The following is a 17,112-nucleotide window of genomic DNA, read 5'->3' as shown; positions in this document are numbered from 1 at the left end:
TGACTAGTAATAATATCAATGTATCAGCCTCTTATCGGTTGAGATAGCGCATGTTCCTATTTTACATCGAAAGTTGTGGTATAGATCGCTCTATTGATATCCGGTTTGAGGAGATACGGATGCCTCTTAATGGGGCATCAGTGCGTCTACGTTCTCGATTAAAACCTGTCTCAGGTTTTCCTGCTCTTCTATGCTCAGTTTGCCGTGAGTGGTACTGGTAATGATGAATAAGTCTTCAGCTCTTTCACCGATGGTTGTGATTTTGGCTCCGTGAATATCGAATCCCAGCTCAGAAAATGTTGCACCGACGGTCGCGAGTAGCCCGGGCATATCCAGTGCGACAAACTCAACAAGCGTACGTTTTTTACTTTTGGTCGGCAGAAAATCAACCTGTGTTTTGACTGTAAAATGTTTTAAGTTACTGGGTGTCCTACGAGTTTTATGCAGGGCTGGCGTTCCTTGTCCAATGGCTCGGTGGAGGTGAGATGTTAGTGCTTGATGGCGTTCTTCATCAATTGTATCTCCATTTTGATCCAGCACCATAAATGTATCGAGTGCGTAACCATCTTTACTGGTCATGATCTGAGCGTCGTGAACATTCAGACCTTTGCGATCAAGTTCAGCGACAACCGTGGCAAACAGCGCATGTTGATCTTTGGTATAAACAAAAATTTCCGTTCCGCCACGAGTGGCTTTCTTACTGATTAAGATCAGTGGTTCATCTGGCGTTTGGTGGCGCAACATATGAGTACAATGCCAAGCGATTTGCTTATGCGTATGGCGTAAGAAATAGTCTGCTTTGAAACGTTGCCATAACAAATCAATCTCCTGCAGGCTGAAGCCTTCTTTTCTTAATAAAGCTGAAGAGAGTTGCTGGTTGTGTCGGATTCGCTCTCTGACGTCGACCGGATTCTCCAGACCTCTGCGGAGTGCCCGTTGAGTCGAATAAAACAGTTCTGCCAGTAAAGTTCTTTTCCAACTGTTCCACAATTCTGGATTTGTTGCACAGATATCCGCAACGGTCAGACAGACGAGAAATTCAAGATACTCTTCATCACGAACCGTTTTGGCAAACTCGATAATTACTTCTGGATCATAAATGTCGCGTCGCTGGGCTGTCACCGACATCAGTAAGTGATTTTGGACCAGCCATGATACCAATTTTGCCTCGGGCTTGGATAAGCAGTGCTCAATACAGAAATCATAGGCTTCTGTAGCTCCGATTTCTGAATGATCACCGCCACGTCCTTTACCGATATCATGGAAGATGGCGGCGAGGATCAGTAACTCTTTCTTTTGCAGACGGGGGTAGACTTCACAGCAGATCGGGTGGTGTTCATGATTTTTGGGGTCACTGAAAATCCGGATATGTTTAAGCAAACGAATACTGTGTTCATCGACAGTATAAACATGAAAGAGGTCAAACTGCATTTGTCCGACAATGTGACTCCATTGCGGCAGATATGCGGATAAGACACCATGACGATGCATCAGACTGAAAGCTTTGGTCAGGGCATTCGGATGCCGGACCAGTTCCATGAACTTCTCTCGTGCTAAAGGCAGGGTGTGTAAAAAATAGCTGAGCCGACGCCGGGCTGTTCTAAGTTGCCTCATGGTCATCGGGGCGACCCCTTCAATCTGGGAGTCGTTCGCAATGTGAATAAACATGTCCAAGATCGTTTCCGGATGTTGTTGGAAAAGTCCTTCGGTCCGAAGTTCGATCAGATTGCCCCGTTTTTGGAAATCGTCATTGATGACTGTCGGTAGGAATATTTCACCTTCATCCAGAATGGCTTGATCAAAGAGTTTGAGTAACATTTTATTGAGTTCTGCGACCCGTCTAAGTGTGCGGTAGAACTCTTTCATCATCATCTCTACAGCATGATTGCCTTCTCCCTGAAAACCAAGATGTTGTGCGACTTGAGCCTGATGGGCAAACGTCAGGCGATTATCGTAGCGTTTAAGCTCCAGATGCAGGGCAAAGCGTACCCGCCACAAAAACTCCTGACATTCAGCCAGCTCCCGGTATTCGGCATCAGTGAGGAACCCGTGGCTACTCATTTCAAATAATGAGGTTGCTCCGAAATGTCGTCTGGCTATCCAACTGAGTGTATGAATGTCTCTCAACCCTCCGGGGGTTGATTTGATATCGGGTTCTAAATTGTAAGTGGTATCGTGATAACGGGCATGACGAGCTTTCTGCTCCTCAACTTTGGCGCGGTAAAATGTTTCTGTCGGCCAGAATGATTCCGACAGAATAATGAGTTTGAGTTGATGAAATATCTCTTCGCAACCAGCGAGCCTTCTGGCTTCCTGCAGGTTGGTGGCGACGGTTAAATCTTCACGGCCAATCAGACTGCACTCTTCAATTGTCCTGACGGCATGACCGATTTCAAGTTTTAAATCCCAGAGCAGTGTGATGAATTTGCTGATCTGTGTCTGAACTTGAGCCGGAAGCTTTTGTTTGGAAAGAATTAAAATATCAATATCTGATAACGGGTGAAGTTCTTTTCTGCCATAACCGCCCACAGCAATCAGCGTGAGGGCGTCGATCTGATGGAAATTGTAAAACTGCCATAAACGTTGCAGTAATTGATCCATGTATTCTGCCCGGCCATAAACCAGATCCGGTACTGAATGAGCATTGAGAAACTGTTGTTTTTGCTCATCGGCAAACATTTCCAGCTGATTTTTCAGCGATTCGAGCGTCAGTTGTTCATCTTGTAGTGTTAGTGGGGATTGAACATGCATATTAGTAGCATCCATGCGACATACATCTTGATTGTGAATATGAATTTATCAAAGATACAGGCAGAAACCTACCTTTTCCCTGTGCGTCCAATTGGAAAAAACAGCTGTGATGAAGCGAGTTTATACGTCTTGAGTGGTAAATCGTATCGATTCTTAGCGAGTGAAAGGTGCCTGCAATGCCAGAGAGCATCGCGACATGCAGGCTGATTTTGATTTAGAGATTGTTTAAATAACGGGGAATTGTTTCGTCTTTGCGTAAGGTGAGCACTTCACAACCCGTATCGGTGACGAGTAGTGTATGTTCCCACTGTGCTGAGTTTTTGCAATCTGCGGTATAGACCGTCCACCCGTCCTCTTCGTCCAGACGGCAGCTAAACTTACCCGCATTAATCATCGGCTCGATAGTAAATGTCATCCCCGCTTGAAGTACAGTTCTGTCACTGTTTTTATAGTGCACAACCTGTGGCTCCTCATGGAATCCGGCCCCGATACCGTGACCACAGTAATCTTTCACAATCGAAAACTTCATCCGTGGATTATTTTTATTGTTCGTTTTGATGTATTTTTCGATCGCGGTGCCGATTTCACCCAGCCGAATTCCGGGTTTCACGATTTTCATCGCCAGATAAAGGCTTTCCTGTGCCACCATACACAAGCGCTTATCTGCCGGAGAGACATCTCCGACCAAAAACATTCTGGAAGTATCGCCGTGATATCCATCTTTAATGACGGTGATGTCAATGTTGATGATGTCACCATCTTTCAGGACTGCCGGGCGCAGAATTTGGCCATATGTGCTATCTTCAGTCGCCGGAATACCATGACAGACAACATGATTGATGGACGTACAAATAGATTTTGTGAAGCCATGGTAATTGAGCGGAGCCGGAATAGCCTGTTGGGTTTCTGTGATGTACCGATGGCAGATCTGATCCAGCTCTTCTGTCGTTACACCGGGTTTGACGTGGGGTTCAATCATTTCGAGTACATCTGCCGCAAGCTGGCCGGCAACACGCATCTTTTCAATTTCTTCTGCGGTTTTTATATTTACAGACATCGGTAATCTCTATTTATTTGATATGCACTGTATCGTGCTGATAGCTTATTTTAACAATCGCAGGCTGGAGCGCAAGCTAGCAACATCAATGCAACATGATAAACCTGAATACTAAGCGGTGATGCCTATGGGAATGATATTTTTTTCTAGCCAGTAAGCAGCAAAATATGATATAAAGCGCGCCGGAATGACAGACTCGATTCCTATCTCACACAAGAGGTATGAGTCTATTTGCATTTCTTCCATTTACTTCTTTAAATCACACACATTTCGACACGTGTTCCGGGGTGCCTTGGCTGAAAAGTTCAAAGGTCGGATGCATGGGAGATGTGGAGGCCTAACCCCATAGAGGATGAAAATATGGCAACTGTATCAATGCGCGATATGCTAAAAGCTGGTGTTCACTTCGGTCACCAAACTCGTTACTGGAATCCAAAAATGAAGCCTTTCATTTTCGGTGCTCGTAACCGTGTTCATATCATTAACCTAGAAAAAACTGTTCCTATGTTCAACGAAGCGCTGGCTGAGCTGGCAAAAATCGGTGAGAAAAAAGGAAAAGTTCTGTTTGTAGGGACAAAGCGCGCTGCATCTGAATCTGTCAAAGAAGCTGCATTAGCAAGCAACCAATACTATGTTAACAATCGCTGGTTAGGCGGCATGCTAACCAACTGGAAAACCGTTCGTCAGTCAATCAAGCGTCTGAAAGACCTTGAAGCTCAATCAACAGACGGTACTTTCGACAAGCTGACCAAGAAAGAAGCTCTGATGCGTACTCGCGAAATGGAGAAGCTAGAGAAATCTCTTGGTGGTATCAAAGATATGGGTGGTTTACCAGACGCTCTGTTCATCATCGATGCTGATCACGAGCACATCGCAGTTAAAGAAGCGAACAATCTGGGTATCCCTGTATTCGCAGTCGTTGATACGAACTCTAACCCAGATGGTGTTGACTATATTATCCCAGGTAACGATGATGCAATCCGTGCAGTTCAACTTTATCTGAATGCTGCTGCTTCATCTATCAGCGAAGGCCGTAACAAAGATGTTGTTTCTGTTGCTGTTGCTGAAAAAGATGGTTTCGTAGAAGCTGAATAATTGCGGCTCTGAGTCACACTTAGTCTGATGTGAAACATCGGTGACATATCGACTAGGTTATAGTTAACATTGGGGGCCGAAAACTGGCCCCTAATTTTTACCATATCCAGAATCAATCGAGGAATAGAGAATGGCTGTTACTGCTGCTCTAGTAAAAGAACTGCGCGAGCGTACTGGCGCAGGTATGATGGAATGTAAGAAAGCGCTTGTTGAAACCGACGGCGATATTGAACTTGCAATCGAAAACATGCGTAAAAGTGGTGCTGCTAAAGCTGCTAAAAAAGCAGGTAATCTGGCAGCTGAAGGCGCTATCATTATCAAAGAAGGTGAAGGCATTGCCGCTCTTCTTGAAGTGAACTGCCAAACTGACTTTGTTGCGAAAGATGAAAACTTTAGCGCATTTGCCAATGAAGTGGCTGCTGAAGCCCTCGCTTCTAAAGCATCTGTAGAAGAACTACAGGCTAAATTTGAAGACACGCGCGTTGCATTAGTTGCAAAAATCGGTGAGAACGTCACTATCCGCCGTGTTCAGTATATTGAAGGTTCAGCGATGGCGTCTTATCGTCACGGTGAAAAAATTGGCGTTGTTGTTGCTGGTGAAGGTGACGCTGAAACACTCAAGCACATCGCAATGCACGTCGCTGCATCTCGCCCTGAGTACGTGACGCCTGACGATGTACCTGCTGACGTTGTTGCGAAAGAGCGTGAAGTTCAAGTCGAAATCGCGATGAATGAAGGTAAGCCAAAAGAAATCGCAGAGAAAATGGTTGAAGGCCGGATGAAGAAATTCACAGGCGAAGTTTCTCTGACTGGTCAGCCTTTCGTGATGGAACCTAAGAAATCTGTCGGCGAAATTCTGAAAGAAAAAGGTGCTTCTGTTTCTGCGTTTGTCCGTCTTGAAGTCGGTGAAGGCATTGAAAAGAAAGAAAGCCTAAGTTTTGCTGAAGAAGTTGCACTGGCTCAGAAAGGTTAATTTCTGATTCGTGAAGCGATTAAAAGGACCGTGGCTATTGCTACGGTCTTTTCACGAATGAAACCATCATTAATTGTGATGAATATGTGTTTATAATTATCTGCAAGCATCTATTCATGACCATTAATCGATGAATAACTTTCTTGAGAAGGTAAAAACACCATGACAACGAATCCGAAACCTGCATATCAACGTATTTTGTTAAAACTCAGTGGTGAAGCTCTGCAAGGTGAGCAAGGCTTTGGTATTGATCCGACCGTGCTTGATCGGATGGCTCAGGAAGTGAAAGAACTGGTTGAGTTAGGCGTTCAGGTCGGTGTTGTGATTGGTGGCGGAAATCTATTTCGTGGCGAAGGACTTGCTAAAGCAGGGATGAATCGTGTTGTTGGTGACCATATGGGGATGCTGGCAACCGTCATGAATGGACTGGCAATGCGTGATGCGCTGCACCGGGCTTATGTCAATGCTCGAGTGATGTCTGCAATTCCATTGAACGGTGTATGTGATGATTATAACTGGGCCAATGCAATCAGCCAGCTGCGTCAGGGACGCGTGGTGATCTTTTCAGCAGGAACCGGGAACCCTTTCTTTACGACTGATTCTGCTGCATGTTTACGTGGTATTGAGATTGAAGCTGACGTTGTGCTCAAAGCAACAAAAGTTGATGGTGTTTATAGTGCTGATCCGGTAGCAAACCCTGATGCAGAACTGTATGATAGGCTGACTTATAACGATGTCCTTGAAAAGGAACTACGGGTCATGGATTTGGCGGCCTTTACGCTTGCCAGAGATCATCAAATGCCAATCCGAGTCTTTAATATGAATAAACCTGGAGCTCTGCGTCGTATTGTGATGGGTGAAGCTGAAGGGACACTCATTAGCAACAAGGCTTCATTGTAATCTTTATAGGTTGAGTAAGAATTAAGGTGATAATGTGATTAATGAAATCAAAAAAGACGCTCAAGAGAGAATGGACAAGAGCGTAGATGCGCTCAAAAGTAACCTATCTAAAGTTCGTACGGGGCGAGCTCATCCCAGTTTGCTTTCTGGCATTTCCGTAGAATACTATGGCGCACCGACACCATTGAATCAGGTTGCGAATGTCATTGCTGAAGACTCAAGAACACTTGCGATTACTGTTTTTGACAAAGAATTGGCACCGAAGGTAGAAAAAGCCATTATGATGTCTGACTTGGGATTAAACCCAATGTCTGCCGGTACTGTCATCCGCGTACCACTGCCAGCGTTGACGGAAGAGCGTCGTCGTGATTTGGTTAAAATTGTTCGCGGAGAAGCAGAAGGCGGACGGGTTGCAGTACGTAATATTCGTCGTGATGCAAATAATGATCTGAAAAACTTATTGAAAGATAAAGAAATTTCAGAAGATGAAGAGCGTAAAGCCCAAGAAGACATCCAAAAACTGACTGATGCTGCCGTGAAGAATATCGATGAAGTTCTTGCCGCAAAAGAAAAAGAGTTGATGGAAGTTTAATTGGTCTTCTCATATCTAATTGAGGCGCTGAGTGAAGCCAGTACAGCGCCTTTTTGTTTGAAATATTTTATTGAAAATCAATTCGTTTCTTATGCAAAAATCACAACTCTCGTCTGATGCACTTCCCCAACATATTGCTATTATTATGGATGGTAATGGACGATGGGCCAAAGCTAGAGGAAAACCGAGAGTTTTCGGACATAAAAATGGTGTTAAAGCGGTCAGAAAAACGATAATGACATCAGCCCAGCTTGGTATTCAGGCAGTAACTCTATTTGCTTTTAGTAGCGAAAATTGGCGACGACCTGAAGATGAAGTCGGGGTGCTGATGGAGTTATTTATCACAGCTTTGTCTACAGAAGCAAAGAAACTTCACAAAAATAATCTTCGATTACGGGTCATTGGTGATACCTCTCGCTTTAATTCTCGCTTACAGGATAAAATTGCTCAGACAGAAATGCTAACGGCTCAGAATACCGGAATGGTCGTGAATATTGCAGCAAACTACGGTGGGCAATGGGACATTACTCAAGCCGCAAGGCAAGTCGCTGAAAGAGTTGCGACAGGGGAACTGACCCCCGCCGACATTACCGAAAGTATACTGGCTCAATATCTGACGATGTCCGATTTACCAAATGTTGATTTGTTAATTAGAACGAGTGGTGAGTGCCGGATCAGTAATTTTATGTTGTGGCAGCTTGCTTACGCTGAGTTATATTTCACACCGACTTTTTGGCCAGATTTTAATGAAGAAAGCTTAATTGAAGCAATAACTTGGTTTGTGAATCGTGAACGACGTTTTGGGTGTACCGGTGAACAAATTAAAGCAATGATGGATAAAAGATAAAGGTTCAGGATTTGAAGCTGAGAATTATTACCGCCTTGGTGTTGGCTCCCCTAGTCGTATTAGGGATTTTTAAATTACCATTGAGTATTTTCATCGCTGTATTAGCTCTGTTGGCGCTGTTTGGTTTTTGGGAATGGACACAATTTATTAGTTTAGATGCTCGTCTTATTTCGCTGCTGCCCGCTGTCTTCATCGGTGGTTTGAGTTTGTGGTGTTTGCCTGAAAATTTTTCGATGAGTCACACTCTCCCGCTTCCTTATCAAGTTCTTTTATGGAGTGGCTTTCTATGGTGGGTTGTTGCAAGTTATCTTGCTGTTTCTTACCCAAAATCCCGACCGCTTTGGGAACATTCAAAAGGACTCAAACATCTGTTTGGGTTACTCACACTCATTCCATTCTTCTGGAGTGTTTTACTGTTAAGAACGGAAGAATTATCAATTAATCCGTACCACGGTGCAAAGTTGGTTCTCTTTGTCTGTATGATTGTTTGGGTGGCAGATAGTGCTGCTTATTTTTCTGGCCGATTTTTTGGAAAGCATAAAATGGCGCCAGAAGTCAGTCCGAATAAAACCATCGAGGGTTTAATCGGTGGGGTCGTGGCTGCATGTCTTGTTGCTTTTGGATTGGTTGAATGGTTTGAATTGCATTTCTCGAGTACCAGCATGATGTTAGTGACAATTTTATTGACGGTTATTTTCTCGGTACTCGGTGACTTGGTCGAGAGTATGTTTAAGCGTGTCGCAGGAATCAAAGACAGTAGTCGTATTATTCCCGGGCATGGTGGTATTTTAGATCGCATTGATAGTTTGACTGCCGCATTTCCTGTATTTGCATTCCTGTACTTTCAGGTGTAGTAGGTTGCTGGTAGTTCGGGTTTTGCAATGATGTCCCAAAAGAGCGATACGATTTCTTTTATGCGTAAATTAACCATTTTAGGTGCTACAGGATCCATTGGTGCCAGTACACTTCGGGTCATTGAAGAAAATCCCGAACGATTTTCTATTGTTGCTTTAGTTGCCGGCAGTGATGTTGAGAAAATGTACCATCTGTGTTGTCGCTGGCAACCGCAATATGCTGTGATGGCATCAGAATCGGCAGCTCATCAACTGAGGCTGCGTTTACACTCAGACGCAGTTCAGACTGAGGTCTTGTCCGGCATACAGGCCATGTGTGACGTTGCGGCACTCGATGAGGTCGATACAGTCATGTCTGCGATTGTTGGTGCTGCAGGATTACTACCGACAATGTCTGCTATTAAAGCTGGGAAACGGGTATTACTGGCCAATAAAGAAGCCTTAGTCATGTCCGGCCAGTTATTTATCAATGCTGTCGAAGAGTATGGTGCTCAGCTACTTCCCGTTGACAGTGAGCACAATGCGATTTTTCAATCACTTCCGCCGAATTGCCAACAAGTTTTAGGGCGGTGCAATCTGGCTGAGAGTGGTATCTCCCACCTCTTGTTAACCGGTTCCGGTGGCCCGTTTCGTTATAGTCCGATTCATACACTTTCTGATGTATCGCCAGAGCAGGCCATTGCTCATCCTAATTGGTCTATGGGGCCTAAGATTTCTGTTGATTCCGCCACAATGATGAATAAAGGGCTTGAGTATATTGAAGCGAAATGGTTATTTAATACCTCGCGCGAGCAACTGAAGGTTCTTATTCATCCTCAGTCAGTGATTCATTCCATGGTTCAGTATTGTGATGGAAGTGTGATTGCTCAGATGGGAGAACCTGATATGGCAACACCGATTGCTTATGTGATGGGTTATCCCAAACAGCGACTTTCGTCGGGCGTCGCACCACTGGATTTCTCTCAGTTGAGTGAACTGACATTCATGCAGGCCGATATGGAGCGTTATCCTTGTTTACAGTTGGCAATTGATGCTTGTTACGAGGGGCAGCACGCGACGACATCTTTGAATGCCGCGAATGAAATTGCTGTTGCAGCATTTTTAAATCGCGGGATTCGCTTTACCGACATTGCCGTGATTAATGAGCGTGTCTTGTCAAAAATGTGTGCAACAGCGAGTGCCTCTTCTGTCATGAATTTGGAATATTTGCTGGAGCTCGATAAGATAGCGCGACAATCGGCACAGCAATTAGTCAAAGAGTATTCGTTATGAACAGTATTCTGTGGAATCTCATTTCATTCATTCTGGCATTGGGCATATTGGTTGCCGTGCATGAATTCGGTCATTTTTGGGTAGCACGGCGTTGTGGTGTCAAGGTCGAGAAGTTTTCCATCGGTTTCGGACGCTCTATTTGGCGTCGCATCGCAAAAGATGGAACCGAATATAGCATCTCAGTGATCCCGTTGGGGGGATATGTGAAGATGCTCGATAGTCGCGTTGCTGATGTCCCTGAACATTTGCGGCATTTGGCATTTGATCAGAAAAATTTATGGAGACGGACCGCAATAGTTGCCGCAGGCCCAGTCTTTAATTTTTTGTTTGCAGTTTTCGCTTATTGGGCTGTGTATTGTATTGGGATTCCCGCAGTAAAACCGGTTGTTGGCGAAGTCGCGCCCACTTCGATTGTTGCGGATGCCGGATTACGTTCCGGTATGGAAATTCAGTCGGTATCAGGTGTGGAAACCGGGGACTGGGAATCGGTCAATATGGCGCTTATTTCCCATATTGGCGATGCACAAATGACACTCACAGTTCGTGAACCGGATGCTATCGGGCATCAGGAAATTTTGCATCTTGATCTGTCAGCATGGAACTTTGACCCGGAAAAAGAGTCTCCAATGAAGGCTCTTGGTTTTAAACCATATTCGCCGAAGGTCTCAACAGTTTTGCAACAGGTGATTGACGAAGGTGCAGGTGCTGTCGCCGGATTAATAAAAGGTGATAAGATTGTTGCTATCGACGGTAAAGAGGTGTCTTCTTGGCAACAGTTGGTTCAGTCGGTACAAAATAGTCCGAATGAAGCACTGGGTTTGTCGGTATTAAGGGATGGACAACATCTTGATGTCACGCTGGTTCCGAATGCTAAAACATTATCGGATGGTAGAACTATCGGTTTTGCGGGAATCTCACCAACAGTGGATGAGTGGCCAGCAAATTATCGTTATAATCTACAGTACGGTGTTTTTGAGGCCATTCCCAAGGCTGTTGAGAAAACGGGACAAGTGATTCATCTGACCCTCAGCATGTTGAAAAAGCTGCTGGTTGGTGATGTCGGACTGAATAATTTAAGTGGACCGATTTCAATCGCGAAAGGTGCCGGAACAACAGCAGAATATGGATTGGTTTATTTCTTAGGATTTTTGGCATTAATTAGCATTAATCTGGGAATCATCAATTTAGTGCCGCTTCCGATGTTGGATGGGGGACATCTGATGTTTTTTGCGATTGAGGCAATTACCAGACATCCTGTTCCGGAAAAGGTACAAGAGATTGGGTACCGAATCGGTGGCGCAATTATTTTTTCACTCATGGCAATCGCCATGTTTAATGATTTTACACGCCTGTGATTAATCTGCATTGATTAGGCATGGTTGTACAAAGGAATAATTAGAATAACGATGGCGATAAAAAAGCTTATCCTGACAACAGCGCTTGTCAGCAGTATGTCTGTTTACGGTGCCGAGCGGTTTGTTGTTCAGGACATTCAAGTTGATGGATTGCAGCGCGTCACGCTTGGGGCTGCATTATTGAAAATGCCTATTCGTGTCGGAGACACGGTTGGATCTCAGGACATTGCCGATTTAATCAAGGCTCTCTATTCATCCGGTAACTTTGAGAATATTCAGGTATTTCGGGATGAGGGAACGTTGGTCGTCAAAGTGAAAGAGCGGCCAACGATTTCCAGTGTCTCTTTTTCAGGTAACAAAGCGATTAAAGATGAGCAGTTAACTGAAAACCTGAAAGCTTCAGGTGTGCGGGTTAGCGAAGCGCTTGATCGTACTGCGCTGAGTAATATCGAAAAAGGTCTGGAAGATTTCTATTACAGTGTCGGAAAATACAATGCGACAGTAAAGGCGGTTGTCACACCGCTGCCACGTAATCGAGCCGACCTCAAATTTGTGTTTACCGAAGGTGTTTCTGCCAAAATTCAGCAGATCAATTTCATTGGTAACCATGTGTTCAGTGATGAAGAATTACTGGCACTTTTTGATCTGAATGCCGATGTCTCGTGGTGGAACTTCTTATCTTCAGATAAATATCAAAAGCAAATCCTTGCCGGTGATTTGGAAAAGCTCAAGTCATTTTATCTTGATCGCGGGTATCTGAAATTTCAGGCTGATTCGACTCAAGTCTCAATTTCTCCGGATAAGAAGGGGGTTTATATTACCCTCAACCTAAATGAAGGTCGGCCTTATACGGTTAAAAAAGTGACCTTCAGGGGTGATTTAATCGGCAAAGAAAAAGAGTTTGAGACACTGGTACCTTTTGAAAAAGGGGATATCTACAAAGGCTCTTCCGTGACGGCAATGGAAAGCAGCATCAAGAAAATTCTTGGTGAATCCGGCTACGCTTATCCGACAGTCCGAACCATCCCTGAATTTGATGACGACAAACAAGAAGTTTCTCTTGTCGTTCAAGTGTCTCCCGGAAAGCGGATTTACGTCCGAGATATTCGTTTTGTCGGTAACACGGTGACTAAAGATGAAGTCCTCCGTCGTGAAATGCGTCAGATGGAAGGCAGTTGGCTGAACTCTAAATCGATTGATGCCGGTAAAACACGTTTGAATCGTCTGGGATTTTTTGAAACGGTTGATGTGCAGACAGTCCGGGTACCCGGTAGTGATGATCAGGTCGATCTCGTCTATAACGTCAAAGAAGCCAACTCAGGTAGTGTCAATTTTGGTATCGGTTATGGTACCGATTCAGGCATGAGTTTTCAGGTGGGATTACAACAAGAAAACTTCTTGGGAACCGGAAATAGTGTCGGTATTACGACGACTATCAATGATTCTCAGAAAAATGTCACTTTGAGCTATAACGATCCTTATTGGAATTTGGATGGTATTAGCTTAGGGGGTAAGATCTTCTATAATGAATTTGAAGCGTCTGAAGCAGGAATTGTTGACTATACCAATGAGAGTTATGGAACTAGTCTGACGTGGGGATTCCCTTACGATGAACTCAACCGCTTTGCGTTTGGTATCGGATATACACATAACATGATTGGTGATCTGTCTCCTTATGTGCAGATTGAAAAGTTTTTGTTATCTCAGGGAGTCGACGCCAATACAAGTTCAACGGTTAGTTTTGTGACTAACGATTTTGACCTCAATTTTACCTGGACACGTAACAATCTCGATAAAGGCTATTTCCCGACGGAAGGCAATTATCAACGTGCTTCTTATAAAATTACGGTTCCGGGGTCTGATACCCAGTATTTCAAGGTTCAATATAACATCAAACAATATTTCCCACTGACGAAGCAGCACAATTTTACCTTGCTGCTCAGAGGAAGGCTGGGTTACGGGAATGGTTATGGGAAAAATGGTGATAGTGATAACCTTTACCCATTTTATGAGAACTTTTATGCAGGTGGATTCTCTACGTTACGAGGATTCAGTTCAAACTCGGTGGGCCCCAGAGCCGTATTTAAAAGCTTCGCAGACAGCAACAATGGCACATTGACCGCGACCGATGAATCGGCTGGTGGTAATGCAGTGATGCAAGCCAGTGCCGAGTTGATTGTGCCGACTCCGTTTGTATCTGAAGAAGCTCAGAATCAGGTTCGGACAAGTGTCTTCTATGATATGGCGAGCGTTTGGGATACTGAATTTAGTTATAGTGATCGTGGTTCAGATTATGGTAATGAATACTATTACGATTATTCTGATCCGACGAACTACCGTTCGTCGTATGGGGTTTCATTGCAATGGATGTCTCCTATGGGTCCACTTGTGTTTGCAATTGCCAAGCCGATTAAGAAATATGAAGGGGACGATGAAGAATTTTTCTCCTTCACGATAGGTAAAACTTTCTAATAATGAGGATATTAATTGTGAGGAATCATATCAAAGCGATCTGTGTTGGTTTAGCTGTTTTGAGCATGTCATGTTTTAGTCTGGCAGCCGAAGCTGCGCAGAAGATCGGCTATGTCAACACTGCAAGAGTGTTCCAACAGCTTCCTCAAAGAGAAGTTGTTCTGCAAAAAATGAAGCAGGAGTTTCAGGATAAAGCCGCTGAGCTACAAAGTATTCGGACTGAAGCAAAAGAGAAAGTTGAAAAACTGAAAAGAGACAGTTCATTGATGAGTGAAAGTGAAGTCGAGAAACTTCGCATCGAAATTGGACAACTTGATAGTAAGTTTAAAATTAAATCGCAGGCATTAGAACAAGCTTCTTCTAAGAGAGAAGCGGAAGAAAAGGGTAAACTACTGAAAGTCATTCATGATGCGGTAGAAAAAATTGCTCAGAAAGAAGGTTTTGATATGGTCATTGATACACAGGTTATGCAATACGGCAAACCAGAATATGACCTATCAGACAAGGTTATTAAAGCGTTGAAATAATTATATGATGGTAAAACTGACATTAGCCGAGCTGGCAGATATCACCAATGGTGAAATAATTGGCGACCCGACCGTTACGGTCGGGGCTGTCGCACCGATGAATACCGCAAAAGAAGGTGATATCACTTTCTTGTCCAATCCGAAATATGCGCAGCATTTAGGTAGCTGTCAGGCATCGGTGATCATGGTCAAGGCTTCACATCAGTCGCTATGTCCAAAGAATGTATTGGTCGTGAATGACCCGTATGTTGCTTTTGCAAAAGTGGCTCAAGCCTTGGATACGACTCCGGCACCTTCATCAGGTATTGCTGCATCTGCTGTCATTGCTGAAGATGCTGTTCTGGGAAGCAATGTCTCGATAGGCGCCAATTCTGTCATCGAATCTGGCGTCGTTTTGGGAGATAATGTTGTCATTGGTGCCGGCTGTTTTATTGGTCAACATGCTGAGATTGGTGATAATACCCGTTTATGGGCGAATGTTAGTATTTATCATCGGGTGGTGATTGGCTCTGATTGCTTGGTTCAATCGGGCAGCGTTATCGGTTCTGATGGTTTTGGTTATGCCAACGAACAAGGAGAGTGGATTAAAATTCCTCAGTTGGGTACAGTCAGAATCGGTAACCGTGTTGAAATCGGCGCATCGACGACGATTGATCGGGGAACTCTCGATGATACGGTCATTGAGGGGAATGTTATCCTTGATAATCAGATGCAGATCGCCCATAACGTGCACATCGGATATGGTACGGCAATAGCTGGTGGTACGATTATTGCCGGAAGTACTACGATAGGAAAATATTGTGTCATCGGTGGTGCTTCAGTTATCAATGGACATATTGAAATTGTAGATGGTGTTACAATTACTGGCATGGCGATGGTGATGCGGAGTCTTCCTGAGAAGGGTGTTTATTCTTCAGGAATTCCTCTTCAACCGAATAAAGAGTGGCGTAAGACTGCAGCCCGAGTCCTTCGGATTGAAGATATGCATAAACGGTTGAAAGCCGTTGAACAACAGTTGGAGCAACAAGTGGAATCTTAATTCTGCGATGTATCCTGAGCCGGATTTGATTGAACGGGGAAGGGTATAGAGAAAGGCTCGCATCGTGTGAGCCTTTTTTGTTGGGAATGCCCATATTGGTTTTTATTGATTTATATAGGAATATGACTTTGACTACTGAAAATAAGACGATGGATATCACTGAGATTCAGAAACTCCTTCCACATCGTTACCCATTCTTGCTGATTGATCGCGTGATGGATTATGAGGAAGGGAAGTATTTAGTTGGCTTGAAAAATGTTTCATTCAATGAGCCTCAGTTCACCGGACATTTTCCTCAATTACCGGTGTTTCCGGGAGTCATGATTCTTGAAGCGATGGCTCAGGCGACCGGTTTACTCGCATTTAAAACTTTTGGCGCGCCTAAAGAGAATGAGCTTTATTATTTTGCTAGTATTGACAATGCGAAGTTTCGCAAACCGGTTTCTCCGGGAGATCAATTAATCGTTGAAGTGGAGTTCCTGAAAGATCGTCGGGGAATTGCGTTGTTCACCGGAGTGGCAAAAGTTGATGGTGAAGTCGTTTGCTCGGCGGAACTAAAATGTGCTCGTAGAGAGTTTTAGTATGATTCATGAAACAGCTCAGATACACCCTACAGCAGTCGTTGAAGACGGTGCTCTGATCGGTGCGAATGTAAAAATCGGCCCATTTTGTTATATCGAAAGCAGTGTGGAAATCGGTGACGGAACCGAGTTACTGTCCCATGTTGTTGTTAAAGGCACAACGAAAATCGGCCAAGATAACCGTATTTTTCAGTTTGCTTCAATCGGTGAAGCTTGTCAGGATTTAAAATACAAAGGCGAAGACACACAACTGGTGATTGGTGATCGAAACACCATCCGTGAGAGTGTCACAATGCATCGTGGTACAGTGCAGGATCAGGGAATTACGCAAGTCGGCAGCGATAACCTGTTTATGATCAATGCGCATGTTGCACACGATTGTATCGTTGGTGATCGGTGTATTTTTGCCAACAACGCAACGCTTGCCGGACACGTAACTGTCGGAAACTATGCAATTGTGGGCGGGATGTGTGCGATTCATCAGTTTTGCCATATTGGCGAGCATGTGATGTTGGGTGGTGGCTCGATAGTCGTTCAAGATGTTCCGCCTTATGTCACGGCTCAGGGGAACCATTGTGCTCCATTCGGTATTAATGTCGAAGGTCTGAAGCGACGTGGATTTGAAAAATCTGAGATTCACGCAATTCGCCGTGCCTATAAATTATTGTACCGTAGTGGTCTTAAGCTGGACGAAGCCAAAACGGAAATTGCAAAAGAAGCGCAATCAAGCCCCGCTGTTCAGGTTTTTCTGGACTTTCTGATGCAGTCTGTACGCGGTATTATCCGCTGATTTATGA

General features: G+C 44.2%; 15 protein-coding genes. 13 read left to right on the top strand and 2 right to left on the bottom strand.

From position 1 onward, the window contains the following. Window positions 1-126: 126 nt before the first annotated feature. Window positions 127-2,766 carry a bifunctional uridylyltransferase/uridylyl-removing protein GlnD gene (gene glnD / locus AC55NX_RS01180; RefSeq protein ID WP_496994082.1) on the bottom strand — a complete coding sequence of 880 codons (2,640 nt, stop codon included), beginning with the start codon at window positions 2,764-2,766 and terminating at the stop codon, window positions 127-129. A gap of 199 nt (window positions 2,767-2,965) precedes the next feature. Further along, window positions 2,966-3,808 (bottom strand): type I methionyl aminopeptidase, encoded by an 843-nt coding sequence (map, locus tag AC55NX_RS01175; protein ID WP_496994081.1) that lies wholly within the window; start codon window positions 3,806-3,808, stop codon window positions 2,966-2,968. A gap of 360 nt (window positions 3,809-4,168) precedes the next feature. On the opposite strand from map, the gene rpsB reads away from it, so the two are divergent. The 13 genes from rpsB (at window position 4,169) to lpxA (ending at window position 17,105) form a co-directional block, all read left to right on the top strand. Then, window positions 4,169-4,903, top strand: a complete 735-nt coding sequence (gene rpsB / locus AC55NX_RS01170) for a 30S ribosomal protein S2 (RefSeq protein ID WP_496994080.1) — start codon at window positions 4,169-4,171, stop codon at window positions 4,901-4,903. A gap of 130 nt (window positions 4,904-5,033) precedes the next feature. Beyond that, window positions 5,034-5,876 carry a translation elongation factor Ts gene (gene tsf / locus AC55NX_RS01165; RefSeq protein WP_496994079.1) on the top strand — a complete coding sequence of 281 codons (843 nt, stop codon included), beginning with the start codon at window positions 5,034-5,036 and terminating at the stop codon, window positions 5,874-5,876. Between the two features lie 162 nt (window positions 5,877-6,038). Next, a complete protein-coding gene (pyrH, locus tag AC55NX_RS01160) occupies window positions 6,039-6,776 on the top strand; it encodes a UMP kinase (protein WP_077334140.1) in 738 nt (245 codons plus the stop codon). A 34-nt stretch (window positions 6,777-6,810) separates the two neighbouring features. Further along, a complete protein-coding gene (frr, locus tag AC55NX_RS01155; RefSeq protein WP_496994078.1) occupies window positions 6,811-7,368 on the top strand; it encodes a ribosome recycling factor in 558 nt (185 codons plus the stop codon). Window positions 7,369-7,459: 91 nt separating this feature from the next. Next, entirely contained in the window at window positions 7,460-8,215 is a 756-nt protein-coding gene (uppS, locus tag AC55NX_RS01150) for an undecaprenyl pyrophosphate synthase (RefSeq protein WP_496994077.1), read from the top strand. 11 nt (window positions 8,216-8,226) lie between these two features. Beyond that, a complete protein-coding gene (locus AC55NX_RS01145) occupies window positions 8,227-9,069 on the top strand; it encodes a phosphatidate cytidylyltransferase (RefSeq protein ID WP_496994076.1) in 843 nt (280 codons plus the stop codon). A gap of 60 nt (window positions 9,070-9,129) precedes the next feature. Further along, on the top strand, window positions 9,130-10,341 hold the full coding sequence (gene ispC, locus AC55NX_RS01140; RefSeq protein WP_496994244.1) for a 1-deoxy-D-xylulose-5-phosphate reductoisomerase: 1,212 nt from the start codon (window positions 9,130-9,132) through the stop codon (window positions 10,339-10,341). After that, entirely contained in the window at window positions 10,338-11,696 is a 1,359-nt protein-coding gene (gene rseP, locus AC55NX_RS01135; protein WP_496994075.1) for a sigma E protease regulator RseP, read from the top strand. Before ispC ends, rseP begins: the two co-directional genes overlap by 4 nt. Before the next feature lie 51 nt (window positions 11,697-11,747). Further along, window positions 11,748-14,168, top strand: coding sequence for an outer membrane protein assembly factor BamA (gene bamA, locus AC55NX_RS01130; RefSeq protein ID WP_496994074.1), 2,421 nt, complete (start codon window positions 11,748-11,750; stop codon window positions 14,166-14,168). A gap of 17 nt (window positions 14,169-14,185) precedes the next feature. Beyond that, window positions 14,186-14,695, top strand: a complete 510-nt coding sequence (locus AC55NX_RS01125; RefSeq protein ID WP_496994073.1) for an OmpH/Skp family outer membrane protein — start codon at window positions 14,186-14,188, stop codon at window positions 14,693-14,695. Between the two features lie 7 nt (window positions 14,696-14,702). After that, window positions 14,703-15,734, top strand: coding sequence for a UDP-3-O-(3-hydroxymyristoyl)glucosamine N-acyltransferase (gene lpxD / locus AC55NX_RS01120; protein ID WP_496994243.1), 1,032 nt, complete (start codon window positions 14,703-14,705; stop codon window positions 15,732-15,734). Between the two features lie 149 nt (window positions 15,735-15,883). Then, window positions 15,884-16,315, top strand: coding sequence for a 3-hydroxyacyl-ACP dehydratase FabZ (fabZ, locus tag AC55NX_RS01115; protein ID WP_197413155.1), 432 nt, complete (start codon window positions 15,884-15,886; stop codon window positions 16,313-16,315). Between the two features lies 1 nt (window position 16,316). Then, window positions 16,317-17,105 carry an acyl-ACP--UDP-N-acetylglucosamine O-acyltransferase gene (lpxA, locus tag AC55NX_RS01110; RefSeq protein ID WP_496994072.1) on the top strand — a complete coding sequence of 263 codons (789 nt, stop codon included), beginning with the start codon at window positions 16,317-16,319 and terminating at the stop codon, window positions 17,103-17,105. Window positions 17,106-17,112 lie beyond the last annotated feature (7 nt).

Source organism: Vibrio rubrogenes (assembly GCF_059641415.1).
The sequence above is the reverse complement of the archived record's forward strand: the minus strand, read 5'-3'. Positions and strand labels throughout refer to the sequence as shown.